The sequence below is a fragment of the Ancylobacter mangrovi genome, from assembly GCF_024752355.1.
Classification (GTDB): Bacteria; Pseudomonadota; Alphaproteobacteria; order Rhizobiales; family Xanthobacteraceae; genus Ancylobacter; species Ancylobacter mangrovi.
Window position 1 is genome coordinate 212,163 of the sequence record NZ_JANTHZ010000008.1, and the last position, 26,291, is coordinate 238,453.

The window sequence follows — 26,291 nt, forward strand, 5'->3', positions numbered from 1 at the left end:
CGTGCCGATTGATCATTGGGCGAGATCATCCCGATCTCAAACCAATATTAGACGCAATCCAAACTGGACCGCACAGTCGCCGCATGATCACAGGTAAGGTCCGGGGTGCCAACGCCGCCCCCACGCAGCAGCCGCTTCACGTGTCGCGCGCTCCCGCGGAAGGCGATGGGGTCGAGACGTCTTGCCCGGTGGGCGACAGCGTCGCAAAGACCACCTGCTACATGTGCGCCTGCCGCTGCGGCATCGAGGTGCATCTGCGCGACGGACAGATCCGTTACATCAACGGCAACAAGGACCACCCGGTCAATCGCGGCGTGCTGTGCGGCAAGGGCAGCGCCGGCATCATGCAGCACTACAGCCCGGGCCGGCTGCGCAAGCCGCTGCTGCGCACCGGGCCGCGCGGCTCCGGCCAGTTCCGCGAGATCGAGTGGGAAGAGGCGCTGTCGATCGCCGCCGATCGGCTGTCCCGCATCCGGTCCACCGATCCGAAGCGGCTCGCCTTCTTCACCGGCCGCGATCAGTCGCAGTCGCTTACCGGCTGGTGGGCCTCGAAGTTCGGCACCCCCAATTTCGCGGCTCATGGCGGCTTCTGCTCGGTAAACATGGCGACCGCCGGCCTCTACACGGTGGGCGGCGCCTTCTGGGAGTTCGGTGAGCCGGACTGGGACCGCGCCAAGTACTTCCTGCTTTTCGGCGTCGCCGAGGACCATGATTCCAACCCGATCAAGATCGGGCTCGGCAAGCTGAAGGGGCGCGGAGGCAAGTTCGTCTCCATCAACCCGTGCCGCACCGGCTACAACGCCATCGCCGACGAGTGGATCGCCATCCGCCCGGGCACGGACGGGCTGTTCGTGCTCGCCCTGATCCACGAACTGCTGCGAGCCGGGCGGGTCGATATCGACTATCTGGCGCGCTTCACCAACGCCCCGGTGCTGGTAGTGAAGGCGCCCGGCGAAGCGGACGATGGGCTGTTTCTGCGCGACGCCGAGGGCAGCCCGCTAGCCTGGGATCGGCTGCGCGCACGCGCCGTGCCGCTCGACGACCCCGAACTCGCCCCGGCGCTGACCGGTGCCTTCACCGTCGAGGGGCGCGCCTGCGTGCCGGTGTTCCAGCTGCTCGCCGAGCGCTATCTCGACGCCTCGCACGGGCCGGAGGCCGTGGCCGAGCGCTGCGGCGTGCCCGCCGAGGTGATCCGCCGCATCGCCGCGGAGCTGGCCCATGTCGCCTTCGACGAGGCGATCGAGCTGCCGGTGCCGTGGACCGACCTGCAGGGGCGGCGCCACGAGACCATGCGTGGGCGGCCGGTGGCGATGCACGCCATGCGCGGCATCTCCGCCCATTCCAACGGCTTCCAGACCTGCCGCGCCATCCATCTGCTGCAGGTGCTGCTCGGCACGGTCGACGTGCCCGGCGGCTGGCGCTTCAAGCCGCCTTTCCCGAAGCCGCCGCCGCCCGGTCCCAAGCCGGCCGGCAAGGATGGCGGGCGCCCCGACACGCCGCTGGCTGGCATGCCGCTGGGCTTCGTGCACGCGCCCGAGGACCTTCTGGTCGATGGCGAGGGCAACCCGGTGCGCATCGACAAGGCCTATTCCTGGGAGGCGCCGCTCGCCTCCCACGGCATGATGCACATGGTCATCCGCAACGCGTGGGCAGGCGATCCGTACCCGATCGACACGCTGATGATGTACATGGCCAACATGGCCTGGAACTCGTCGATGAACACCGACGAGACCATGACGATGCTCACCGACACGGATGAGGAGGGGAACTACCGCATCCCCTACATCATCTATGCGGACGCTTATGCGTCCGAGACGGTGGCCTATGCCGACCTGGTGCTGCCCGACACCACCTATCTCGAACGCCACGACTGCATCAGCCTGCTCGACCGCCCGATCAGCCATGCCGACGGTCCGGGCGACGCCATCCGCCATCCCGTGGTGCCGCCGGACCGCGACGTGCGCCCGTTCCAGAGTGTGCTGATCGAGCTCGGCGCACGGCTCGGCCTGCCCGGCTTCGTCAATGAGGACGGCGGCGCCACGTACCGCGACTATGCCGACTACATCGTCAACCACGAGCGCACGCCGGGCATCGGGCCGCTGGCCGGCTGGCGGGGCGAGGACGGCGAGGCGATCGGGCGGGGCGCGCCGAACCCCTCGCAGCTCGAGCGCTACATCGCCCATGGCGGCTTCTGGCACCACACGCTCGACGCCGACCAGCGCTTCTACAAGATGGCCAACCGCGCCTATCTCGACTTCGCCCAGCAGATGGGCTTCGTGCCGAAGGTGGAGCCGGTGGTGTTTCAGCTCTATTCCGAGCCGCTGCAGCGCTTCCGTCTCGCCGCGCGCGGCCATGGCGCGGTGCAGCCGCCCGAGAGCGAGCGCGCCCGCATCGAAGCGCATATGGATCCCCTGCCCTTCTGGTATCCGCCCTTCGAGCAGACGCTGGTGGACGACCGGGAGTTCCCGCTGGCGGCAATCACCCAGCGACCGATGCACATGTACCATTCCTGGGGATCGCAAAACGCGTGGCTGCGCCAGATCACCAGCCAGAACCGGCTGTTCGTGCATCGCGACCTCGCCGCCGAGCTGGGTCTAGTCGATGACGACTGGGTATGGATCGAGAGCGTCAACGGCCAGGTGAAGGGGCAGATCCGCCTGGTCGACGGGGTGGAGCGCAACACCGTCTGGACCTGGAACGCCATCGGCAAGCGGCGGGGGGCCTGGGGGTTGAAGGACGATGCCGGCGAGAGCAATCGCGGCTTCCTGCTCAACCATGCCATCGGCGACCTCCTGCCGCCGGACGTCGCCGGCAAGCGCTATTCCAACTCCGACCCTGTGACGGGGCAGGCGGCATGGTTCGACCTGCGGGTGCGGCTGCGCCGCTGCGCGCCGGCGGAGTTCGGTTTCACCCAGCCGGCTTTCGAGCGCCTGCCGCTTCCACCCTCGATCCCGCCCGCGCCGCAGACGCTGAGCTTCGGCGCCCAGTTCCGCAAGGCGTTCGGACGATGACCTGCTTTCCCGCTTCGACCGACAAGAGCCTTGGGCTTGTCATCGACCTCGACACCTGTGTCGGCTGCCAGGCCTGCGTCACCTCCTGTAAGGAGTGGAACACCGGCGGTCATATGGCCCCGCTCACCGACGTGAAGCCCTATGGCGGAGGTGTCGACGGTGTGTGGTTCAACCGGGTGCACACCTTCGAGCACATCACGCAGGAGGGAGGACGCACGGTGCATTTCCCGCGCTCCTGCCTGCACTGTGCGGAGCCGGCCTGCGTCACCGTCTGCCCAACGGGCGCCTCCTACAAGCGTGCCAGCGACGGCATCGTGCTCGTCGACGAGGAGAAGTGCATAGGCTGCAAGCTGTGCAGCTGGGCCTGCCCCTATGGGGCGCGCGAGTTCGACGTCGAGATCGGCGTGATGAAGAAGTGCACGCTGTGCGTTGACCGCATCTACAATGAGCACATCCCGCCCGAGGACCGCGTGCCGGCCTGCGTCTCTGCCTGCCCGACAGGAGCACGCCATTTCGGCGACCTCGGCGACCCGGCATCGCCGATCTCGCGGCTGGTCGAGGAGCGCGGCGGCGTGCCGCTGATGCCCGAGCTGGGGTACGAGCCGACCAACCGCTACCTGCCGCCCCGTGCCCGATCCGAGCGTGCGCCGACGGTCGCGGCGGCACCGCTGGAGGACGCCGCGCCGGAGGGCGGTTTCCTGGGCTGGGTCGACCGCATGCTGTCGAGGTAGCCGATGCATCCCGCTTATTCCGTCATCCTCTTCACCACCGCCACCGGCGCGGGCTACGGCCTGCTGGCCCTGCTCGGGCTGATGGCGCTCGCCGGCATGGCGCCTCCAGGTCTTTGGCCCGGTCTGTTCGGCCTCGGTCTGGCGCTGGTCCTGATCACCGGTGGGCTGCTCTCCTCCGCCGGCCATCTCGGCCGGCCCGAGCGGGCGTGGCGGGCTTTCTCGCAGTGGCGCTCCTCGTGGCTCTCGCGCGAGGGCATCAGCGCGGTAGCGACCTTCGTGCCGGCCGGATTGTTCGGGCTCGGCTGGCTGCTGACCGGCCGAGCCGAGGGCTGGGTGGCGCTGGCAGGTGCCCTCGCCGCGCTGGGCGCGGTGGTGACGGTGTGCTGTACCGCTATGATCTACGCCTCGCTCACGCCGATCGCGCAGTGGCGGAGCCGGTTCACCCTGCCGGGCTACCTGCTCTATGCGGCGATGAGCGGCCTGACCCTGCTCAATGCGCTGCTGGCGGCCTCCGGTGATGGCGGGAGCGTGCTCGCCGGCGCGGCCGCTGCGCTGACGCTGGCCGGCTGGGCATGGAAGCGGGCGAGCTGGCGGCACGACGACACGGCCGGCCTTCCGGCCACGGTCAACTCCGCCACCGGCCTGCCTGGAGGGCGGGTGCTGAGCATCGAGTGGCCTCATTCGGAGGAGAATTACCTCCTCAAGGAGATGGGCTACCGGGTCGCGCGCAAGCATCGCGACCGGCTTCGGCTGATTGCCCAGTTCCTCGGTTTCCTCGCGCCGGCGGTGCTGCTTGTGCTGGCCGCGCTGACGCCGGCCGGAGCGGTGACGGTGGGGGCGAGCCTGCTTGCCGCGCTGTGCCAGCTCGCAGGGCTGCTGGTCGAACGCTGGCTGTTCTTCGCCGAGGCCCGGCACACGGTGATGCTGTACTACGGACGATGATGACGGCTCCCCGCCTCGCCGTGCTGGTGTCGCCGCGGACCCTGCCGGCCGACGCCCTCGCAGGCTTTCTCGGCGCGGTGCTGGCGCTGCCGCAGGGCATCGCTTTCGCCACCCTCGCGGGAATGCCCCCCGAATACGGCATCTACACCGCGATCGTGCCCTGCATCGTGGCAGCGCTGTTCGGGTCGAGCCGCTACGTGGTCTCGGGGCCGACCAACGCCAATTCGCTGGCGCTGCTCGCCGCGCTGGCGCCGCTTGTAGTACCGGGAACCCCCGGCTTCATCGCCGCCGCGCTGGCGGTGACGGCGATGGTCGGGCTCATCCAGCTTGCGCTCGGCCTGTGCAGGCTCGGCTGGGTGACGGATTTCGTTTCGCCACCGGTGCTGGCGGGCTTCATGAGCGGGGCGGCGCTGCTGATCGGGCTCTACGCGCTGCCGGACGCGCTGGGGATCGCGCCCGGGGCCGCGCATGGGGTGGCGGCCACGCTGTCGGCGGTGGCCGGCGGCTTCATGGAGGCCAATCCGAGCGCGGTCATCGTCGCCGCCTGCACGCTGGTCGTCACCATTGTCGCCGGCCGCCTCTCGCGTCGGCTGCCCTATATGCTGATCGGCGTGCTCGCCGGCTATGGCGCGAGCGAGCTTCTGGTGCGTCACCTCGGCCTGCCGGAGATGGCGCGGGCCGGGACCATCCCCTCGGTGCTGCCGCCGCTCTCGGTGCCCGTGGTGCCGTTGAAGCAGCTGGAGCAGCTCGCCCCGATCGCCGCCGCGCTTTCCATCGTCGCGCTCGGGCAGTCGGTGTCGATTGCCAAGGCGCTGGCGCGCCGCTCCGGCGAGTATGTCGACGTCGACCGCGAGTTCGTCGGCCAAGGCCTGTCGAACATCGCCGGAGCGTTCTTCTCCTCCTACGTGTCCTGCGGTTCGCTGAACCGCTCCCTGCCGAACTATCTCGCCGGCGCCCGCACCCCCATGGCGGCGGTGCTCTCGGCACTGTTCCTTGTCGTGCTTGCCTTTGTCAGCCGCCCGCTGCTGGAGCGGCTGCCGCTGCCGGCGATCGCGGCGCTGCTGCTCTACATCGCCGCCGGCCTCATAGACCTCAAGCGCTTCGCCTGGCTTTGGCGGGTCGGGCGGGCGGATTTCGCGGTCGCCGTGGCGACGCTGGCCGGCATGCTGGTGCTGCCCTTCCAGCATGCGATCCTGATCGGCAGCGGGCTGGCGCTTGCCGCCTATCTCCACCGTACCGCGCACCCGGCGGTGCGCGCGCTGGTGCCCGATGAACGGGTTCCGGAGCGCACGCTGACCGCGGTCGAGGATCTGCCGGGGGAAGTTGTCGAGTGCCCGCAGCTCAAGCTTCTGCGCATCGAGGGCTCGCTTTATTTCGGCGCCGCTGGCCATGTGGCGCGGCGTCTGCAGCAGTTGCGCGCGCGCTCCGACCAGAAACACCTGCTGGTGATGGTCAAGAGCATGAACTTCATCGACCTCGCCGGCGTCGAGCTTTGGACGCACGAGCTGGCGCAGCGCCGCGCCGCGGGCGGCGACCTGAATTTCCACCGCCCCCGCGCCGCGGTTTTGGCGGTCTGGGAACGGACCGGCTTCATCGACGAGCTGGGTGCCGATCACATCTTCGGCTCGAAGCGCGAGGCGATCGCGGCGATCTATCCGCGTCTGGACGCCGCCATCTGCGCCCGCTGCACCGCCCGCATCTTCCGCGAATGCCGCGCCTGCGCGGGCGGGCAGGCGCCCGGTGCGGCGGCCGACCAGAGCGGCGATGCCACGCCTCCGAGATCGGCGCTTTCGAACGATGCCTCCCGCGCACTATGATCGCGCGAAGGGTATGGCATGACACTTGATCAGCTGCGAATCTTCGTGGCGGTGGCGGAGCGCCAGCACGTCACCAAGGCCGCGCAGGCGCTCAATCTCGCTCAATCGGCGGCCAGCCACGCCATCGCGGCGCTGGAGGCGCGGCACGACACCCGGCTTTTCAACCGTATCGGCCGCCACATCGAGCTGACCGAGGCGGGCGCCGCCTTCCTTCTGGAGGCGCGTGCCGTGCTGGCGCGGGTGGAGCGGGCCGAGCTGACGCTGGCCGAATACGGCACCCTGTTGCGCGGCACTCTGGCGGTGCAGGCGAGCCAGACCATCGCCAGCTACTGGCTGCCGCGCCATCTGGTGGCGTTCCGCCTCGCCTATCCGGGCATCGACATCCATCTGGCGGTCGGCAACACGACGCAGGTGGCCGCGGCGGTGGACAGCGGGGCGGCGGAGATCGGCTTCGTGGAGGCGGCGGTGCCGAGTGAGCGCTTCACCCTGGTGCCGGTGGCGCGTGACCAACTCATCGTTCTGGTGCCGCCGGGCCACCCCTGGGAAGGGCGGGGCGACGTGACGATCGCCGAGATGATGGCGGCCGAATGGGTGCTGCGCGAACCCGGCTCGGGCACCCGCTCGGTGTTCGAGGAGGCGATGCGGCCGCATCTGCGCAGCGGCTCCGGGCTGCGGGTGGTGCTGGAGCTGCCCTCGAATGAGGCGGTGCGCGCCGCCGTCGAGGCCGGGATGGGGGCAACGGCGCTCTCGGCCTCGGTCGCCGCGCCGAGCCTCGAGGCCGGATTGCTGAGGCAGGTGCCGTTTCCGCTGCCCGAACGCGAGTTCTACCTGTTGCTGAACCGTGAGCGGGCGCCGAGCCGGGCTGCGGAGGCTCTGGTCAACATCGTCACCGACGCCTATCCGGAACTGCTGGCGCAGGGCGCCTGAGCCCACGTTGTCGCCGACGGCGTTCTCCGCCGGCGCGCCGTGTGGCGGCCGGATCGGTCGGGCCTCAGATGATTTGGTCGTGCTGGTGCGCCAGGCAGGATTCCAACTATCTGACGGCTGTGAGTCAGTTGGAGTTAGATCCGTCCGCTTTTTGGGGGGCGTTGATTGGAGGCATGAACGTCCGGCCTGGGCGCGCAAAGGTGCCGACGTTTCCCAACTCGCTGCTGTCCGCTTTTGGGCCGCGGCCGTTGCCAGATCAATGACCGAGATTGGCGCGGTCCGGAAAGACTATCCGCCTATCCCTCACCGTGCCGTCGCAATGCGCTGCCCGTTCGCCGGATTTACCAGCACGTCCATCTGGAGACCGAAGATTGTAAGCAGCCGTTCCGGCGTCAGTATCTCCTCAGGCGTGCCGCGAGCGATGAGCCGGCCGGCGCGCAATGCCAGGATCTCCTCGCAGAAGCGGGCGGCCAGGTTGATGTCGTGGAGAACGACAAGCGCTCCGATCCCGCGTGAACGACAGAGGTTCTGTACGAGGGCCAGCACATCGATCTGATGCGCAAGGTCGAGCGCCGCGATCGGCTCGTCGAGCAGCAGGCATTCGGTGTCCTGGGCGACCATCATCGCCAACCAGGCACGCTGGCGCTCCCCACCCGAGAGCGTGTCGACCAGCCTGTCGGCGAGCTGCGCGACATCGGCCAGGGCAAGCGCTTCGTCGACAAGGGCACGGTCGGCCTCGCGGAAGCGTCCGAGCGGTCCGTGCCAGGGATAGCGCCCCAGCCCGACCAGTTCCTTGACAAGCAGGCCTGGAGCCGGAGGGGGCTGCTGCGGCAGGTAGGCGACCTTTCGGGCGAACGGACGGTCTCGCCACCGGGCGAGCGGCGTGCCGGCGAAATGGACCTCGCCGGTCGATGCCGCCTGCAGGCGCGCGAGTATCTTCAGCAGCGTCGACTTGCCGGATCCATTGTGGCCGACCAGCCCGATGAGCCGCTGCGCCGGAAGCTGCAAGGTCAACGAGTCCAGCAGCGTGCGCTCACCCATGCGGCACGACAGGTCCGCCATCTCGAACAAGGGGGTGCCGGAAGGCGAGAGGGAAGACGGATCAGGCATGACCGTGCTCCGGAATGCCAATGACTTCTTCGCCGTGCCGGATCTCGGCGATGCGTCCCTCCTTCATGAGCACGAGACGGTCGGCGAAGCGGAAATAACGGTCGTCATGGCTTATCACGACCACCGTCTTGCCCTGCGCGCGCAGTTCTCCGAGTAGCTCGGCGTAGAAGATGCGGCGGAAGGCGGGGTCCTGATCGGCAGCCCATTCGTCGAAGACGACGACCGGGCGCTGTTCCAGATAGGCCAGCAGCAGGGCGAGCCGCTTGCGCTGGCCGGTCGAGAGGTCCGTCGTCGTGAAGCGGCCCTCGCGGATCGACAGCTTGCCGACAAGCTCCAGCCGCTGAAGGTGACGCGCCATATCGCGCTCGTCGACGGGCTCGATCACCTCGTCGAAGAGGAAGTAGTCGGCGAACACGGTGGAAAAGAGCTGGCGATAGTCGTCGCGGCTTGCTGCCGTTACCTCCCTTCCGTCTAGACGAATGATCCCCTCGCGCGGCTCGTAGAGCCCGAGCAGCAGCTTTACCAGCGTGGTCTTTCCCGAGCCGTTCTCCCCGACGATGAACAGGATTTCGCCCGTATCGAGGGTGAGGTCGACCGGCCCGAGATGGAAGGACACGCCGCCCTCCGGCGGAAAGCCATAGGTGACTCCCACAAGCTCGATCCTCCTCATCGCCGGGATGGACTTTACGGGCTCGAGCAATCCGTCTTCCGGGTTGGCGAAAGCCCGTTCGAGAGCGGCGATGTTGTGGAGCGCGACCTGCGCCTGGCCGATCGCCGGCAGCGCGGCGACTAGCTGCTGCAGCGGCCCCTTGATGTAGAGCAGCACGAGCACGAAGCCGGAGAGCACTTCGGCGGGAATTGCCAAGCGGGACTGCAGGGCGAGCAGGAGGCCGATGACGAGCAGGAACAGGACCGAGCCGAAGGCGTTGGCCGACATGTAGGTCCGCATTGCCCGGATGCGCAGATCGCGTATGCCGGCAATGGTGCCGCCGAGCCGCACCGCGCGCATGTGGAGGCGGCGCGGACGGCTGATCCGCAGCTCCTTCGCTCCCTCGGAGATCGCATGATACTGCTGCTGCAGCTCATCCTGCAGGCGCCGCGCGGCATCGAAGCCGGCGCGTCCCCTGCTGCGCGCCCGCATATGCACGGTCATCCCGAGCGCCAGCGCGACCGCAGCGACCAGCGACATAAGGGGCGACAGAATGAGGAGATAGACGAGGCCGCCCAGCGTCACCGCGAAGGCGATCGCCAGGCTGGAGAAGGCGAAGGTGAAATTGCTGAGCACCTCGACGTCATGGTTGAGCACAGCGGTGATGCGATGCGTGCGGAAGCGCTCGATCCGGTCGATGGGCGCGCTCAGGATGCGGTCGGTGAGTTCGGTGCGCAGCACTGCCACGGCCTGCTGGCCGACATAGCTGTTGCCGAGATCGGAGGCGACCTCGCCGGCCACGGTGACGAGACAGAGGCCGGCGAAACCGAGCAGCAGGGCTGGCGTGGCGCCCTGGTCGGAATGCAGCGCGTCGTTGATGCTCGCGAGCAACCATGCGGTCGCGAGGCCGCTCGCCATCCCGCTAAGCGTCGCCGCCAGCGCCAGACGCCAGAATGGCCGCAGCAGGCGGATGGCGCTGACGAGCAGCGGGCGCGAGGCGATAGGTGTCATCGGCGTGCCCACAGCAGGAACAGGAAGAGCGGCCCGCCGAACACCGCACTGACCAATCCCGCTGGCATCTGCCAGGGGAACAGCAGCGTACGTCCGGCCCAGTCCGCCGCCAGCAGCAGCGAGCCGCCAATGGCGGCGGCGGCAACGAGCTGATGAAGCGCGCGCTTCATGCCGACGCGCTGTGCAATGTGGGGGGCCATCAGGCCGATGAAGCTCAGCGGTCCGACGACGAGAGTGGCCGAAGCGGTCGCTGCGGCGGCGATGGCGAGCAGCACGAGACGGCTTCGCGCGGCATCCACGCCGAGCGAGCGAGCCGTCGTCCCCAGCGGCAGAAGCTCCAGCCAGCGTAAGCTCAGCATCGCGGCGAGGAACGTCGCCAGCGCCAGCGCGATCGCCATCGACGCCTCAGGTGTGGTGACCCAATAGGTCGAGCCGGACATCCAGGCCAACAGCATAGCGGTGCGCGGATCTCCTCCCATCAGCAGCATTGCGGCGACGCCGCTGAACAGCGTGGCAAGCGCGACGCCGGCGAGCAGCAGGCGCTCCGGCGCGAAGTGCCAGCGCCAGTTGATCGCGACGATGACACCCAGTGTGACCGCAGCGCCGGCGAACGCCGCCAGCATCATTGCAGGCCGGTGAAACCCCGGCAGGGCATAAAGCAGGACGATGACGCCCAAGGCGGCGCCGGAGGAGACGCCCAGCATCTCGGGGCTGGCCATCGGATTGCCGGTCATGCGCTGCATCAGGGTTCCGGCGACGGCCAGAAGCACACCGGCGGCGAGCGCGGCCACGACGCGCGGCGCACGCCATATGAGAACGTCCGGCGCGGTCGCCAGGCTGAGGAAGCCCCAGCCATCCGCATTCCGGCCGAAGACCAGCGCCAGCACGCAGGCGGTACAGAGCAGGCCGACCAGCAGGCCGGCAACGGCGGGAGGACGCCGCGTGCGGAAGCCATCCTCCGGAACACGGCGCGGCGGGGCGACCTCGGCATGGCGCAGTCGCATCATGATCCACAGCAGCAAAGGTGCACCGAGGAGCGCCGCCGCGCTGCCGGTCGGCAGCCCGCTGCGAAGGGTGCCGGCTTGCTGGACGACCTGGTCGATCGACCAGAGCAGTGCAGCGCCGATCGCGGGGGCCCAGAGCAGCCTCTGCGCGAGCGTTCGGGCACCTGTGTGGCGCGCGAGGTGACCCGCAGCAAGTCCGATGAAGCCGATTACGCCGACGGCACTGACGGTAAAGGCGCCGAGCGCGATCGCCAGCCCGAGGGCCATCAGCCGGATCGGTCCGGCCGGAACGCCGACGCTGCGGGCATGCTCGTCGCCGAGGTGGAGATTGGCGAGCGGGCGCGCGATGAGCGCGGCAATCATTCCCCCCAGCGCGACCAGCGGAAGCAGCGTGGCGGCACTGCCCCATCCATTCTGCGCCAGTGAGCCGCCTTGCCAGACGAAAAGCGGGTTCAGCGTCTCATGGTTCAGGATGGTGAGCGCGGCCCCGAGCGACCCGCAGAGGAGGTTCAGCGTGAGGCCGGCTAGGATGACCGTGATCGGCGTGAAACCGGCCCCGCGCCCGATGGCGAGCACGATCGCGCCGGCGGTGGCCGAACCTGCGAGCGCGACCCAGCCCTGGCCGTGGTCGAGAAGGTTCGGCGCATAGACCGAACAGACGGCGAGAGCGAGATAGGCACCCGACGCCGTGCCGAGCGTCGTCGTGTCGGCCATGGGGTTGCGCAGGCCGGCCTGCAGCAGCACGCCGGCGAGCCCCAACGCCGCGCCTGCACACCACGCGATGACGATGCGTGGCAGCGCGACATGCATGAAGATCAGCATCGGCACATCGCCATTCGTATCGGCGACGGCCTGCCACCATAGGCGGGGCGGCAGGAGGCCCGATAGTGCGTGGGCGCTCGTCACGGCGCCCGCGAGGGCGAGGAAAAACACGAGGATGCCCGGCCCGCCGACGCGACGGGAGCCGCTGCCCGATGTCTTCTCAACCATCGCCGCGGCCAGTCGGCGCATTATCCAGAGCGGCCACGAGCAGGCGCATGGTCCGCCAGATCGAGGGGACGCCCCCCAGCGCATAGAAGGCTGGAATGGTGCGCGCGCGTCCTTCCTTCACCATCGGCAGGCCCTGCCATAGCGTGCTGGCCCGCAGTTCCCGCTCCGCGCGCCGGGTGCGTGCGCCCTGGTCGAGATACAGAAGGACGGCATCCGGAACGGCGGCAAGCTCCGCAATGTCGACCAGCGCGTTGCCGAAGGCCGATGTCGGTGTCGTCAGGGCATTGCGCAGGCCGAGCCGGAGCATCAGGGAATGCACCCAGCTCCCCTTGCCATAGAGAAAGAGCTGCGTGCCATTCTCATGCAGCACACCGACATAGACAGGTCGCGATGCCACCCGAGCCAGAGCCCCTCTCCCCTCCGCGAGGGCAGCGTCGAATGCCGAGAGGCAGGAGGACGCGGCCTCCTGCTGTCCGGTCGCTGATGCAATCCGGGTGAAGGCCTCGCGGGCATTGTCCATGGCGTCGGTACGTGCATCGATGATGGTCACGACCTCGACCGGTGCGATCCGCTGGAGCAAAGCCGCGAGGCCGCCCTGCCAGTTTGAGATGAAGATGCGGTCGGGCACGAGTTCGGCGAGCAACTCCAGATTGGGCTCTGTACGCGCTCCGAGATCGCGGACGTTGAGGGGCGGTTGGAACTCAGGCAGCCATTGCCGATAGGTGGCGATGTCGGCGATCGCGATGGGCGCGACGCGCAGCGCCAGCAGGCATTCAGCCGCCGCCCAATCAACGGCCGCAGGGCGCGGCGCGGCGTTTGCCGCAGCGTTGCCCGCCGGCGCACATAGCAGCGCCGCACCGGCGAGGAAGCGCCGACGATCGATTCCGATCCTGCGACCGGACACGCGCATGCTCGCCGGGCGTTCCACGTCAGAAATCGAAGGTCGTCGACAACAGCACAGTACGCGGCGCGCCACGGGCAAGGCCGAACGAGGAGGACGCGGCCGCCCAGTAACTCTCGTCGAAGACATTCTCGACGCTGGCGCGGATCGTCACCGGCTTGCCGTTTGCCCTCTCGAAGGTGTAGCGCGCGCCGAGGTCGACGCGTGTCCAGTCGGGAATGCTCTGCGCGTTGTCGAGGCTGGCATATTGCGAGGAGGTGTAGATCAGCCGGCCGGTCAGGGTCAGTCCTTCGATGAAGGGCGTATCCCATTCCGCACCGAGATTGAGCTGCACGTCCGGTACGCCGATGGCCGCGTTGCCGTCATAGGCGCCGTTCGCCGTCTCCGTCTGGACGCCGTCCATAAAGGTCACGCCGCCCAGCACACGCACCGAGGGCGTGATCTCGCCGAACACGTTGAACTCGACTCCGCGGTTCCTCACCTCACCATCGATGCTGTAGATGTTGGTCGCGGTATCCAGCACGCCACTTGGCTGCTCGATCTGGAAGACACTGAGCGTGGTGGCGAACTGGCCGAAGTCGACTTTCACGCCGGCTTCCATCTGCTTCGACTTGAGGGGCGCGAAGGTCTCGCCGACATTAGCGGAGCCCGCCGGCGCGACCGGCCCCTGGCTCAGGCCCTCGATGTAATTGGCGTAGAGGGAGACGTTCTGCCAGGGCTTCAGCACCAGGCCCACCGCCGGCGTGACCGCGCTTTCGTCGTAATCGGCGGTCTGCAGGCCCGTCGTCCCGTTCCAACCCTCCTGCACCACGTTCTGGTAGCGAGCACCGAGGATGAGCTGCACGCGATCATCGAATGCATAGAGGCTGTCGGCGATGGCGAGGCTGGTCAGCGTTGCCTCGCTGGTCTTCGGAGCGCTGGTCGCATAACCGCTGAGATCGGGCTCCGCGAAGGGCGTCGGTGCGTAGATGTTCGACGAGTATGTAGCCACCACCGGCGCCACCACTCCCATCTCATTGTGAACGCCGCTGGCGCTGACCGTCAGTTCGTGGCGAATGGCTCCGGTATCGAAGTTGGCGCGCACGCCGGCCTCGCCGGTGAGCGTGTCGACATAGGTGGGCTGCAGATAGACATTGGCGGTGAAATTACCGACCGGGTCGGTGAGATAGATGAAATTGTAGAGGCCGAGGAAGTCGTTCCGGCGCGCACCGACAGTCGCGTAGGCGGTGACGTTGTCGGTGATGTCGACCTCGCCCCGCACGATGCCGAGAATATCCTCGCCATCGGCGTAGAACCAGTCCTGGCCGAGATTGGTCGAGGCATCGGGCGCCTGTGGGACAGGAACCGCGCCTGCCCGCAGATAGACGGGCCGGACTGGATTGTCCGCATAGTTCTTCTGATAGATCAGGTCTGCCGACAGCCGCACCCGCTCGCCGCGATAATCGAGCCCGAGCGCTACCTCGCCCAGTTCGTTCGACTGGCCGTCGACCGGTGCGTCGCCATTGCTGTAGGAGCCATTGATGCGGACGCCGAACTGTTTCTCGTCGCCGAAGCGACGGGAAACGTCGAACTTGCCGCCGAACTGGCTGTCCGAGATATAGCCCAGCGTGAACTGAGTGAGCGGATCGTCGCCGGCGCGCTTGGTGGTGAGATTGATGGTGCCGCCGATGCTGCCCTGGGGCGGCATTCCGGTCAGCATCGAGCCCGGCCCCTTAAGGACCTCCAGCCGCTCCACCCAGGATGTGCCGGCCATCTGGTAGGGGACGAGGCCATAGAGGCCGTTGACGGAGATATCCGCATTGGCGAGCGGAAACCCGCGAATGTAGAACTGGTTGGAATAGCTGGCGTCCGCCCAGGTGGCGCGCACGGACGGGTCGTTTTCCGTCACGTCGGCGACGCTGCGCGCCTGTTGATCCTTGATAGTCTCGGACGTGTAGGTCACCACATTGAATGGTGCGTCCATGAAGTCGCGGTTGCCGAGGATGCCGAGCCGGCTCGCCACCGCGACCTGACCACCGGCATAGGGAGCCGGCAGTCCGCCTTCTCCGTCCACCGTGATCGTATCGAGCGCGATGCCGCCTCCGGCGGGTGCGCCCGTCTCGCTGCCGTTCCGCGCTGTCGGATCGAAGATCCGGACGGTGTTCGGGCTCGTGAAACTGTAGCCCAGCCCGGTGCCTTCCAGCAGGCGGGCGACTGCCTGGTCGGGCGACAACTGGCCGCTGACGCCCGGCGTGCCTCGGCCGACCGTAAGCGAGCTTGGATAGAGCAGCCGGAGATTGGCCTGCCTCGCGAGGCTGAGCAGCCCGCTTTCGAGCGGGCCGGCCGGCACCGTGATCGGTATACGGGCCGCCGCGGCGGGAGCGGGAGCCGGTGTGGTCTGGGCCTGCAGCGCCGTCGCGCACGCCAGCAGGGAAATTCCCGCCAGTCCCGCGCCCACGATCATGCGACGCATGCTTGCCGTCGTCTCTTCAACCCGCATTCTCGATCCCCAATCCCCGTGTCCCGTCGGATGCCGCTCCGTGGCGACATTCTCTCGATGGGTTAGAGTCGATCGGGCGGGTGCCTCCTGACGTCGGACTCGAAATAATTGCGTCAGCGCGAGCGCACCACCACCATCATCCCTGTCAGATGAACGATGGTGACGGGCAGGCTCGATTCCAGCACGGCAAGGGCCTCATCGGTATCCCTCAGGTCGAAGATGCCTGAGACCCGGCGCTCAGCGGCCGCCTCATCGAGGACCACGATACGGCCATGCCGGTAGCGCTCCAGCGTGGCGAGTACCTCGCGCAGAGGCTGGTCAGAGAAAACCAGCTTTCCTTCGCGCCAGGCGACCCGGCTGGAGACGTCGGCGGTGCCGATATCCAGCGCCCCGTCCCGGTTCACGCGCGCTACGTCTCCGGCTCCCAGCGCGACCTGCGAACGGGCCGAGGTGACCTCGACGCGCCCTTCCTCGACCTGCACATCGCTGCCGCCGCCATCGTCGCGGCGCACGCCGTAGCGCGTGCCAAGCGCGGTGGCGCTGAGGATGTTGTCCTCGACGACGAATGGGCGGGCGGGATTCTTTGCCACATCGAAGAAGGCTTCTCCGCGCAGCAATTCGATCCGGCGCTCCGCCGGTGAATACATAATCCTTATGGCGCTGTCGGTGTTCAGGTCGACACGGGTGCCGTCCGCGAGCGTGAAATGGCCGACCTCGCCGACCGACGTGTAGTGATCGGCGCGCAGCCGGTCGACGAAACCCAGCTGGTAGAGCGTCGTCGCCAGCACCGCGATCAGCCCGACGGCGACGATGTTGCCGGCAATCGCGCGCCGGGACAGGCGCAGCTTCTTCAGCCGGTCCTTCCCGATCGGTACCGCTCTGAGGTCGCCCCACAGGCTCTGCAATTCCTCATAGGCGGCGGCATTGGCGGGGTCCCTGGCGAGCCATGCGCGAAAGTCGCGGCGATCCTGATCCGTCGCGTCGCGCGACTGGAGGCGCGCGACCCATCCGGCAGCCTCTTCCGTCCGCCGTCCGTCCTCGGTCTGTTTCGCCTTGTTCGCCATCGGCAGCCCTGGCGGCGTCCTATCGGACTGGAGTCGAAGCGCAGCTTATGACCTGACGTCGCTCAGAAAAAAATCTCGGCGCGCACTTTTCGGCAATGCAGCAGGGCGCGGATGATGTGCTTTTCCACCATGTTGCGCGAAATGCCGAGGCGCACGGCGATTTCGCCATTCGCAAGGCCGTGCAGGCGGCTGAGGATGAAGACCTCCTGGCAGCGGTTCGGCAATTGCTCGATCGCCTTCGCCATGAGCAATAGCTGTTGCCGGCCAAGGACGATGCGCTCCGGTCCGGGCGTGTCGTCCGCGGACACGCAGCCCGCTTCTTCCGGCACGAAAAGTCCCGTCTCGGCGGCACGCCGGGCAGAGGCCGCGCGTGCAACAGATTTTGCCACCTGGAACAGATAGGCTTGGGGGTTCTCGATGATGGTGCTTTGCGGCACCTCGATCATCCTCAGGAACGTTTCCTGCGTCGCGTCGGCCGCGTCCTCCCGATTGCGCAGCCGGCGCTGGAAGAAGCGCTTGAGGCGACCTTCCTCCATCCTGTGGAGCGCTTGCAGGAATGTCGTCGTCATGGGCCAGCAGACCGTTCGGAGTTGAAGATACCGTACGGTCGATCTCTACAGCGAGAGAGAATATCGACGCAATCTCAATGATTTAAATATATTCTAAGCTAGCGGGCACTGCGTTGATGGGAGAGGGCCTGCAAGGAAACTTCCGCTTCCGGCGCGCCGGCGAGAAACCCGCTCCCGGTAGAGCTCTTCTCCTATATCAAGTTCCAATACGACGCCTTCGGCGCAGCACTCGCAAGTTCACTGATCCTCATTTCGGCCGCCGCAATGGTCATCATTGATCGCCTGAAGGGTCTGCGACGGGTGTTGCGAGGTTAGGGCAGACTCTTTGACCAAACTTGAGAGACGATCGTCGCGAGCTCCTGCGTGGCCATACGAGCTCGAAAGTACCGTGGGGTACTCGGCATGAGGTCGGCAGCGACGACCGTTGTGGAAGGCAAACAGCCAGAAGGGCGCGCGCTTGGAATCGCTTTTCATTTGGGGAGCGAGGCAAGCTGGCAGATCAGGATGAGGCAAGGACGGAGGGGGAGGCGTTCAGCTCGGCCTCGATCCGGCGCGCCTCAATTTGCATCATTTCGATAACGGCCGGTAGCCGTTCATCGGGCAGCCGGGCCTCCGTGGCGCCGATGGCGATGGCGGCGATCGGACGCCTGCGGGGCGTGAGGATCGGCACGGCCGCACCGACTATCCCGGCGACCGAGCGGTTGACCTCCCGGTAGAAGCCCCGATCGCGCACGAGGGCGAGTTCCGCCTCGGACGGCACGTCGTGCCGGAGAGCACGGATGCGCTCGCGATTTGCCTCCCGGACCTCGTGGCGCTCGGCTTCGGGAAGATGGGCGAGGATCGTCATGCTGCCGGTGCCAAGCCCGAGCGGCGTGGCACCGCCCACATGCCCGGTCAGGCTATGGATGGTGTAGGTGGCGTCCTGACGGTCGAGGCAGACCGCGTCGAGCCCGGAACGAACCATCAGGAACATGCAGTCGCCGGTGGCCGCCGCGAGCCGGATCAGGGCCGGACGCGCCACGTCGGCAAGGCCGCCGGCTTCGCCACCGATAGAGCCGAGCTGGAACAGCCGCAGACCGAGGCGCAACCGTCGACTGTCGCCGACGCGAGCGAGATAGCCGGCGCGTTCGAGTGCGGCGACCAGGCGATGCGCGGTCGGCTGCTCGAGTTCGCACATGGCGGCGATCTCCGTCAAGCGCAGGCCTTCAGGAGGCGCTTCGGCGACGGCTTCCAGAATGCCGAGGCCACGCTCCAGCGCCTGAGATCCGTTCTGTTTCTTCATCGTCCCCTCCATAAATTTCCATATAATGGAATTAATATATAAGTTTCAATCATTATGCGGAATTTTATTGACGACACGGAATGGCCCACGCAAGATTTCAGGGTCGTGAACGATGAAGACATCGGCGGCGCTCACATCGATCGAGGGGATCGTCATGCGCGTACACAGCTCCGGCGGCCGAGGCCGCCTGCTTGCGGTTTCTGTTCTTGCCTTCATGACCGGACTTACGGTGGCAAAGGCCGCCGAGCCGGCGCTTCCCGACTACATCAAGAGCCAGGGAGTGCTTCGGGTCGGCGTGAAGTGCGACTACCCGCCGTCCGGCTTTCTCGATGCGCAGGGCAAGTTTGCCGGCATCGAGGTGGAGATGGCGAAGCGGATCGCCGAAATCGCCTTCGGCTCGCCCGACAAGGCAGACTTGCAGTGCGTGACCTCAGAGGCGCGCATACCCGCCCTGAACGGCAAGAAGGTCGATGTCATCATCGCCACTCTTGGAATCTATCCCGCCCGGCAGAAGGTCATAGACTTCACCATTCCCTATGCCTGGGGCGCCAGCGGCGTGGTCCAGCTCAAGGGCGGCAAGGCGAAGTCGCTGGCCGATTTCAACGGCAAGACCATCTCCGTCATCAAGGGAGCGTCACAGGCTGCCTGGCTGGAGAAGAACATGCCGCAGGTCCAGACCCTGCGTCTGAATACGGTCGCAGAGGCACTGCAGGCCGTGCGGCAGGGCCGCGCCGACGGCTACACGGGCGACACCTCGGTGCTGTTCTCCATTCTCTCGGCCAATGACGATCTCGAGATCCTGCCCGAGCAGGAGGTGTTTGACGTCAGCTACATCGGCGCGGGCATCCGCAAGAACGAGCCGGAATGGAAGGCGTATCTCGACGCACAGATCACCAAGCTCAGGGACGAGAAGTTCTATTCCAAGGCGGTGCCGGAGGTCGTCTCCGATCCAATGGTCCGTAAGGAAGTCATCAAGTTCTACGAGACGGACCCGCCGAAGAAGTAGGTCAGGATCTTCCGCAGCCCGCCGGTCGTCCATGCGGCGGCCGGCTCCGCCCCTTACCAAGGCGACGCCGCATGACCGACTTCTTCGACTGGGCGTATCTCTACGACACGCTCCCCGCGCTTCTGCGGGGACTAGAGATGACGCTGATCGTCAGCACGCTCGGAATTGCCCTGTCCCTGGCCATTGGCGCGCTCGGCGCGACCATGCGTCTCTCCGGGCGCAAGGCGCTCGTCTGGCCGGCGCGGGCCTATGTCGCCTTCATCCGCAATACGCCGCTTCTGGTTCAGCTGTTCTTTATTTTCTACGGCCTGCCGGCGATCGGGATGCGCTTCTCCGCCTTCTGGTCGGGTGTCATCTGCCTCGCGGTCTGGGGCGGCGCCTATCACCTGGAAAGCTTCCGCGCCGGCTATCTCGGCGTGTCGGCCGGCGTCAAGGAGGCCTCAGGCGCTCTAGGGCTGCGGTCGTGGCACTACGCCGTCCTGATCGCGCTGCCGATCGCCCTGCGCACCGCCGTACCGTCGATGGTCAATACGAGCATCGCCATGCTGAAGAACTCGTCCTACCTGCAGGCGATCGGGCTTGCGGAGATGACTTTCGTGGCGATCGACCGGATCGCGCTGGAGTTCCGGACGATCGAACTCTTCGCAGCGATCTGCGTGTTCTACCTCGTCATCGTACTGGCGATGTCGGCCGGCGCCGCCTTGCTTGAATCATACCTGCAACGCCCTTTCACCGCGCGGTGACGTGATGCACGTGATCTTCGTGAATCAGGAAATTCTGGCGCAGGGGCTCGTCATGACGCTGGCCCTCACCTTCTGCGTCCTGATTGCGGCGACGGCGGTGGCGACGATCCTCGCCGCCGGCATGCTCTCCCGTTCGGCCCTCCTGCGGGTGCCCGCACGCATACTGGTCGAGATCATGCGCGACATCCCGCTGTTCGTGACGGTGATGATGATCTACTTCGTCGCCCCGACCATCGGCATCGCGCTCGATCCGTTCGAGGCCACGGTCGCAGGTCTTGGCGCTTGGGGTGGGGCCAACGGCGCCATCATCATTCGCGCCGGCATCCAGGCCGTCTCCAGCGGTCAGCGCGAAGCCTGCGCGGCGCTGGGCCTCCATCGGTTCCAGGCGCTGCGCCTCGTTATCCTTCCGCAGGCATTGCGGCCGATCCTGCCACCGTATCTCGGCCTCGTGACCCAGCTCGTGCAGGCGACCTCGATCGGTGCGCTGATCGGTGTCCGCGAACTGCTCCGCAGCGCGCAAATCGTGATCGAGCGCGCGACCATCATGGAGGGTGGGCTCTCGCCCTTCACCCTCTATGCAGCCGTCCTTGTCGTCTACTTCGTGATCTGCTTCGCCCTTTCCCTCGCCAGCGCGCGGATGGAGGCGGTGCTGAGCCGGCACGAGCAGCCCTCATCCAGCGCCAAGCCACGTCTTTCCCGCCTCCGGCTCATGCCGCGCGGATGAAGTCGTCCTTGCACCCAATCGAACATGCCATGCCCCGTGAACGTGCCACCTCCTCCGATCCTGTCCATCTCGAGAACCTGCTCGCCACAGCCGTGATCGAGCGCTCCGCCGACGTGCCGGCCGATATCCGCCACCTTGCCAGCGAGCACATCGCGGATTTCGCAGGCGTGGCGGCAGCGGGCGCGCGCTCCGGAGCCTTTGCGCAGTTGCTGCGCTACCTCCGTCCGCGCCGCGAGCCCGAGCCGGGTTTCGCTCGCGTCTGGGGCGAAGAGGGTTTCCTGCCGGCGCGCGACGCGGCGTTCCTGAATGCCGTCGCCGGACATATCGACGACTTCGACGACGACGAAGCGGAACTGTCGTTCGCCCATCCGACGGTAACGGCGCTCAGCGCCGCGGCCGCGGCTGCCGACATCGTTCCGGCGTCGGGGGCACGGCTCGTGGAAGCCTATGTTGCCGGCGTGGAGCTCATCATGCGGCTGGGCCCGCTGCTCAACCCGTCGCACTATACGCGCGGCTTCCATGCGACAGCGACGCTCGGGGCTCTCGGCGCTGCAGCGGCTGCCGGCGTCGTGTTGAACTTGGACGCGCGCGCGATGCGCCATGCCCTCGGCATGGCTGCCTCGCTGGCCGGTGGCCTGCGCAGTAATTTCGGTAGCGACACCAAAGCGCTGCAATCGGGAAACGCCGCCCGGGGCGGGGTAATGGCGGCAGAGCTGGCGCGCGAAGGCGTGTCCTCGTCGGAGGGCAGCCTATTCGGTCCGCTTGGCTTCGTGACCGTATTCGGCGGAGTGCCAGGGAGCGAGGAGAGTGTCGTCGGGTTCGGCCGGCCCTGGCTGTTCGACCGCCCGGGCCTGACGATCAAGGCCTATCCCTGCTGTACGTGCACCCACACCGCACTGGATTCACTCTTCGAACTGATAGCGCAGGGGCCTCTGGAGCCGGAATCGATCCGCCACATCGAGGTCGACGTCGACGAGGCCGCGCCACGCATTCTGATTCACGACGCGGCCCGCACAGCGCTCGAAGGCAAGTTCAGCATGCCCTATTGCCTGGCCGTCGGCCTGCTGCGCGGCAGGCTGGGACTTGCCGAATTCGGTGACGGGCTGGTCAACGATCCGGCCGTCCGGGCGCTCATGGCCCGGATCGCGATGCGGCCCGACCCGTCCCTGCCGAAGACGGGTGGCGGAATCTCGCTCGCCAGCCGGCTGCGGATCACATTCACCGACGGTCGCATCGTGGAGCGCTACGCGGAGAAGCCGAGCGGCAGCCGCGATCATCGACTGAGCCGCACTCGCCTTCGCGAGAAGTTCGTCGCCAATGCCGGAGGCCCGCTCGGCACCGCGGCACCGGCGCTGTTCGACACGCTGCTCGGCATCAATTCGCTTTGCGAAGCGGCCCGCGGCTTCGACGGGCTTTGCGGGCGTCCGTTCGTGCCAGCTCGGGCGTCTTGATCAGGACATCGTCATGGACCTCTCCAATTTCACCACCGATCCCTATTGGTGGGACGCGGCGCCCCCGGAGGACGCCCTCGAGCCCCTGCCGGCCAGAGCCGATGTCGTGGTCGTCGGCAGCGGCTATAGCGGCCTGTCGGCGGCCGCCGAACTTGCCCGCAACGGGACGGACGTCGTCGTCGTCGATGCCGAAGCTCTCGGCGCAGGCGCCAGCACGCGCAGCGGCGGCATGGTGTCGAGCGGGCAGAAGATGGTCATGACCGGCGCCGTGCGAGGCAAGGCGCGCGAGCGAGTCTCCGAGCTGCTCGCCGATTCCGTGGATTCTTTCCAGCACATCGAGAATCTCATCGCCCAGGAGAAGCTCGACGCCGGCTACCAGAAATGCGGCCGCTACTTCGCAGCCTATGTGCCCAAGCATTATGAGCGCCTTCGCCGGCAGGGAGAACTCCTGCAGGAGATGACGGGGGTCACCGTCCATAACGTTCCGCGGAGAGAGCAGCACGGCATTACGCAGACGGATTTCTACCATGGCGGCATCGTCGTCGACGACTATGGCGGGCTTCACCCGGGCATGTACGCCCGCGCACTGAGGGACCTCGCGCGACGTTGCGGGGCGCGGCTGTTCTCCCATGCGCCGGTGCGCGCGATCCGGCGCGAGGGTGCGCAGTTCACCGTCACCACGGGGCGGGGCACAATCCTCGCCCGCGAGGTGATCGTGGCCACCAATGGCTATACCGGCGCCGCCACGCCGGAGCTGCGCAAGCGGGTGATCCCGGTCTATAGCTATCAGATCGCCACAGAGCCGCTGCCGCCGGAACTGATGGCGCGGATCAATCCCGGCCGGCGGATGATTTCCGACAGCCAGCGCGAGCTTTATTACACGCGCCCCTCGCCCGACGGGACCCGCGTCCTGTTCGGCAGCCGTCCGAGCTTCTACGACATGAACGAGCAGGCTGCCGGCCGCAATCTGGCGGCCAAGCTGGAGCAGGTGTGGCCGCAGCTCTCGAAGTTCCGCATCACCCATTCCTGGCGCGGCAAGGTGGCGATGACCTTCGACAAGGTCGCCCATATGGGCGAGGAACAGGGCATCCATTTTGCCGTGGGTTGCAACGGGAACGGTGTCGCTCTCATGACCTATCTGGGGCACCAGACGGCGCTGAAGCTGCTGGGCACGGCGAACCGGCCCTGCGCCTTCGATCGGACCGACTTCCCCACCGAGCCCTACTACAGCAAACGTCCGTGGTTCGTGCCGATCGTCAGCGCCTGGTACCATCTGCGCGACGGGATCGACCGCACGCTGTCCTGACTGATGTCCCGGCCGGAAGGCCGGCCTATGGCCGAGCGAATACCGAGCGAGCCCATGAGTTCCGCCGCCGACCTCCTACACCCGGACTTCCGGCCCCTGCCCTACTGGTGGGACGACGCTCCACCGGAGACGGCGCGGGACGAGGCGCTTCCGGCCAGGGCGGACGTCGTGATCGTGGGATCCGGCTATTGTGGCATGAACGCCGCGGCGGAGTTCGCCTCCGCCGGCCGCGACGTCGTTCTCGTCGATGCCGGTCCGCTCGGCATCGGCGCCAGCACCCGCAATACCGGCGGCGTGACCGGGGGACAGAAGCTGCTGCTCGCGGGCCCGACCCGGAACGTCACCGCCCAGCAACTGGCGCTGATGCTGCAGGATTCACTTGCCTCCTTCGCCTATGTGACTGGACTGATCGAGGAAGAGGGGCTCGACGCCGGCTTCCAGCGCTGCGGACGCTTTCTCACCGCCTACACGGACAAGCACTATGCGCGGCTGCTGCATCTGGGGGAACTGCTCCGCGAGCACACCGGCGTCCGCGTCACCGACATACCCGCCGACCGGCTTGGCGAGATCATCGCCACCGATTTCTATCGGGGCGGAATCCTCATCGAGGACTATGCCAGCGTCCATCCCGCCCGCTATCACCGCGCCCTGCGGCAGAGGGCGCGGAAGCGCGGCGCCCGCCTGTTCTCCCATGCCGAGGTCGGGCAGGTCACGCCAGGCACAGACGGACATAGCGTTGTCACCGTCCGAGGAACGATAAAGGCGCGCCAGGTTGTCCTCGCGACCAATGGCTATCTCACCGAGCGCTTCGATGCGTTCCGGCGACGCCTGATCCCGGTGGCGAGCTATCACATCGCCACTGAGGAATTGCCGCCTGAGCGCGTCGCCGCGCTGCTGCCGCGCGGGCACATGGTGTCGGATTCCCAGCGCAACCTCACGGCCGTGCGCCCGTCGACGGACGGGCGCCGCCTCATCTTCGGCGCCCGCCCCGCCGCCTTCGATCGCGACGAGACCCGGGCGGCCGGCCTGATCCACCGGGCAATGTGCGATGTCTTCCCATCCTTGGGCGACGTACGTGTCAGCCATTGCTGGCGCGGTACGGTGGCGATGACCTTCGACCGCAAGCCGCATCTGGGGGAGGAGGACGGGATCTTCTACGCCCTCGGCTGCAACGCCAGCGGCGTCGCCATGATGAGCTATCTCGGCCGCGAGATCGCGCGCCGCGCCATGGGCACCCAGCCGCGAAAATCGGCTTTCGAGACCGAGCATTTCCCACAGAAGGCCTGGTACCGCGGGGACCCGTGGTTCGTCCCGCCGCTGACTGCCGCGTATAACCTGCTCGACGGCCTCGATCGCCGGAGCGACAGGCGGCCCTGAGAGAGCCGCCCGACAGTGCGCCTGCTTCGGCTAGACTTCCCCGGACAGGCTCGCCGACCTGCGGCGCGCGGCGTCGACCGCGTGACCGAGCAGGTGGTCGAGCGCGTCATCCGCGAGGAGAATCTCGAGAGCCGCCGCGGTCGTTCCGTTCGGGCTCGTCACCTTCTCGCGCAGATGGGCCGGATGCTGCGAGGAATCGCTCATGGCGAGCGCCGCCGCGCCCGCAACGGTTTCGCGCGCCAGATCCAGGGCGAGCTTTTCACCCAGACCGAGGGTCGCCGCGCGCCGGGCGAGACACTCGATGAAGAGGAACACATAGGCCGGACCGGATCCGGAGATGGCGGTTGCCGCGTCGATGAGTTCCTCGCGATCGACGAAATGCACGCTTCCGCCGGCACGAAGAAGTGCCACCACGCGCTCCCTCGTCCCGCCGTCGGTCCGGCTGTTGGCGAACACGACGGTCGAACCCTTTCCAAGCGAGGTCGGCGTGTTCGGCATCGCCCGCAGGATGGCGATATCCCCCAGCATCTTCTCCAAACTGGTGGTGATGACCCCGGCGGCGATGCTCACATAGGCTGCCGTGCCGGCGAACCTTGCATAGGCCGGCGCGATCTCGGCAATGGACTGCGGCTTCACCGCGAGGACGATCAGCCGGGGCTGGAGCCCGGGAGCGAGCTCATCGACCGTCGAGCAGGCGGCTACGCCAAGCTGGCAGGCGCGGTCGCGAAGCATCTCCGAGGGCTCCACGACGTAGACGTCTTCCGGTGCGGCCGCACCTGCCGCGAGCCAGCCCTGCAACAACGAGAAGCCCATATTGCCGCAGCCGACGAGCAGAAGGGGCTGTCCCATGGTTTCGAATCTCTCAGGCGCGGAAAAACATACGGGATGGATGTCGGCCGGCATCGACCTACCGGTAATCCGGGTCGAAGGCGTCGTATTGCAGGTCGATCCACTCGCCGGTGAAGTTCGGCTCGCGGCGCTCGATATAGGCGCGCGGCCCCTCGCGGGCGTCGCGGAAGAACATGTTCTCCGCCTCGCCGATGACGAGCCATTCGAGACCCTTGACGGGATCGCATCCCAGGCCCTGGTTGCGGGCGTTCTTGATGGCGCCGATGGCCTGAGTCGCCGCCTTGGCAAGGCGGCCGGCAAGCGCATAGGTCTCCGCCTCCAGCTGGTCATCCGGCACGATCTTCGTCA

20 protein-coding genes and 1 pseudogene are annotated in these 26,291 nt (G+C 67.2%); 11 read left to right on the forward strand and 10 right to left on the reverse strand.

Features of this window, described 5'->3' with window-relative positions:
• Positions 1–83 precede the first annotated feature (83 nt).
• Genes NVS89_RS17580 through NVS89_RS17600 form a run of 5 tightly spaced genes read left to right on the forward strand, consistent with a single transcriptional unit; the run spans position 84 to position 7,428 of the window.
• Positions 84–3,011, forward strand: coding sequence for a molybdopterin oxidoreductase family protein (locus tag NVS89_RS17580; RefSeq protein ID WP_258734057.1), 2,928 nt, complete (start codon positions 84–86; stop codon positions 3,009–3,011).
• The gene (locus NVS89_RS17585; protein WP_258734058.1) at positions 3,008–3,742 is read left to right on the forward strand and encodes a 4Fe-4S dicluster domain-containing protein; all 735 of its coding nucleotides are present in this window, start codon (positions 3,008–3,010) and stop codon (positions 3,740–3,742) included. Before NVS89_RS17580 ends, NVS89_RS17585 begins: the two co-directional genes overlap by 4 nt.
• 3 nt (positions 3,743–3,745) lie before the next feature.
• On the forward strand, positions 3,746–4,684 hold the full coding sequence (locus tag NVS89_RS17590) for a dimethyl sulfoxide reductase anchor subunit family protein (RefSeq protein ID WP_258734059.1): 939 nt from the start codon (positions 3,746–3,748) through the stop codon (positions 4,682–4,684).
• Entirely contained in the window at positions 4,684–6,501 is a 1,818-nt protein-coding gene (locus NVS89_RS17595) for a SulP family inorganic anion transporter (RefSeq protein WP_258734060.1), read from the forward strand. Before NVS89_RS17590 ends, NVS89_RS17595 begins: the two co-directional genes overlap by 1 nt.
• Before the next feature lie 18 nt (positions 6,502–6,519).
• A complete protein-coding gene (locus tag NVS89_RS17600; protein ID WP_258734061.1) occupies positions 6,520–7,428 on the forward strand; it encodes a LysR family transcriptional regulator in 909 nt (302 codons plus the stop codon).
• Positions 7,429–7,731: 303 nt separating this feature from the next.
• Here NVS89_RS17600 and NVS89_RS17605 read toward each other — a convergent pair whose 3' ends face one another.
• The 8 genes from NVS89_RS17605 to NVS89_RS17640 all read right to left on the reverse strand — a co-directional run bounded on the left by NVS89_RS17605 (position 7,732) and on the right by NVS89_RS17640 (position 18,487).
• Positions 7,732–8,538 (reverse strand): ABC transporter ATP-binding protein, encoded by an 807-nt coding sequence (locus tag NVS89_RS17605; protein WP_258734062.1) that lies wholly within the window; start codon positions 8,536–8,538, stop codon positions 7,732–7,734.
• On the reverse strand, positions 8,531–10,210 hold the full coding sequence (locus NVS89_RS17610; protein WP_258734063.1) for a cyclic peptide export ABC transporter: 1,680 nt from the start codon (positions 10,208–10,210) through the stop codon (positions 8,531–8,533). Before NVS89_RS17610 ends, NVS89_RS17605 begins: the two co-directional genes overlap by 8 nt.
• Positions 10,195–12,192, reverse strand: coding sequence for a Fe(3+)-hydroxamate ABC transporter permease FhuB (gene fhuB, locus NVS89_RS17615; RefSeq protein ID WP_258734064.1), 1,998 nt, complete (start codon positions 12,190–12,192; stop codon positions 10,195–10,197). Before fhuB ends, NVS89_RS17610 begins: the two co-directional genes overlap by 16 nt.
• Positions 12,185–13,102 carry an ABC transporter substrate-binding protein gene (locus NVS89_RS17620; protein ID WP_258734065.1) on the reverse strand — a complete coding sequence of 306 codons (918 nt, stop codon included), beginning with the start codon at positions 13,100–13,102 and terminating at the stop codon, positions 12,185–12,187. Before NVS89_RS17620 ends, fhuB begins: the two co-directional genes overlap by 8 nt.
• A gap of 19 nt (positions 13,103–13,121) precedes the next feature.
• Complete coding sequence (locus tag NVS89_RS17625) at positions 13,122–15,545, reverse strand: TonB-dependent receptor (protein ID WP_258734066.1); 2,424 nt, start codon at positions 15,543–15,545, stop codon at positions 13,122–13,124.
• Positions 15,546–15,685: 140 nt separating this feature from the next.
• Positions 15,686–16,636, reverse strand: a complete 951-nt coding sequence (locus tag NVS89_RS17630; protein ID WP_258734067.1) for a FecR family protein — start codon at positions 16,634–16,636, stop codon at positions 15,686–15,688.
• Between the two features lie 62 nt (positions 16,637–16,698).
• Entirely contained in the window at positions 16,699–17,205 is a 507-nt protein-coding gene (locus NVS89_RS17635) for an RNA polymerase sigma factor (protein WP_258734068.1), read from the reverse strand.
• A 499-nt stretch (positions 17,206–17,704) separates the two neighbouring features.
• Positions 17,705–18,487 (reverse strand): IclR family transcriptional regulator, encoded by a 783-nt coding sequence (locus NVS89_RS17640; protein WP_258734069.1) that lies wholly within the window; start codon positions 18,485–18,487, stop codon positions 17,705–17,707.
• A gap of 112 nt (positions 18,488–18,599) precedes the next feature.
• Between NVS89_RS17640 and NVS89_RS17645 the strand changes: the two genes are divergently transcribed.
• The 6 genes from NVS89_RS17645 (at position 18,600) to NVS89_RS17670 (ending at position 25,094) form a co-directional block, all read left to right on the forward strand.
• On the forward strand, positions 18,600–19,493 hold the full coding sequence (locus NVS89_RS17645; RefSeq protein WP_258734070.1) for a transporter substrate-binding domain-containing protein: 894 nt from the start codon (positions 18,600–18,602) through the stop codon (positions 19,491–19,493).
• Between the two features lie 71 nt (positions 19,494–19,564).
• Positions 19,565–20,236 carry an amino acid ABC transporter permease gene (locus NVS89_RS17650; RefSeq protein WP_258734071.1) on the forward strand — a complete coding sequence of 224 codons (672 nt, stop codon included), beginning with the start codon at positions 19,565–19,567 and terminating at the stop codon, positions 20,234–20,236.
• A 4-nt stretch (positions 20,237–20,240) separates the two neighbouring features.
• The gene (locus NVS89_RS17655) at positions 20,241–20,960 is read left to right on the forward strand and encodes an amino acid ABC transporter permease (RefSeq protein ID WP_258734072.1); all 720 of its coding nucleotides are present in this window, start codon (positions 20,241–20,243) and stop codon (positions 20,958–20,960) included.
• 29 nt (positions 20,961–20,989) lie between these two features.
• Positions 20,990–22,411, forward strand: coding sequence for an MmgE/PrpD family protein (locus tag NVS89_RS17660; protein WP_258734073.1), 1,422 nt, complete (start codon positions 20,990–20,992; stop codon positions 22,409–22,411).
• 13 nt (positions 22,412–22,424) lie between these two features.
• Positions 22,425–23,717 carry an NAD(P)/FAD-dependent oxidoreductase gene (locus tag NVS89_RS17665; protein WP_258734074.1) on the forward strand — a complete coding sequence of 431 codons (1,293 nt, stop codon included), beginning with the start codon at positions 22,425–22,427 and terminating at the stop codon, positions 23,715–23,717.
• A gap of 54 nt (positions 23,718–23,771) precedes the next feature.
• Entirely contained in the window at positions 23,772–25,094 is a 1,323-nt protein-coding gene (locus NVS89_RS17670) for an NAD(P)/FAD-dependent oxidoreductase (RefSeq protein ID WP_258734075.1), read from the forward strand.
• A gap of 30 nt (positions 25,095–25,124) precedes the next feature.
• Here NVS89_RS17670 and proC read toward each other — a convergent pair whose 3' ends face one another.
• Positions 25,125–25,997, reverse strand: coding sequence for a pyrroline-5-carboxylate reductase (gene proC, locus NVS89_RS17675; protein WP_258734076.1), 873 nt, complete (start codon positions 25,995–25,997; stop codon positions 25,125–25,127).
• Positions 25,998–26,001: 4 nt separating this feature from the next.
• Positions 26,002–26,291, reverse strand: a pseudogene (locus NVS89_RS17680) (hypothetical protein); the annotation flags it as partial.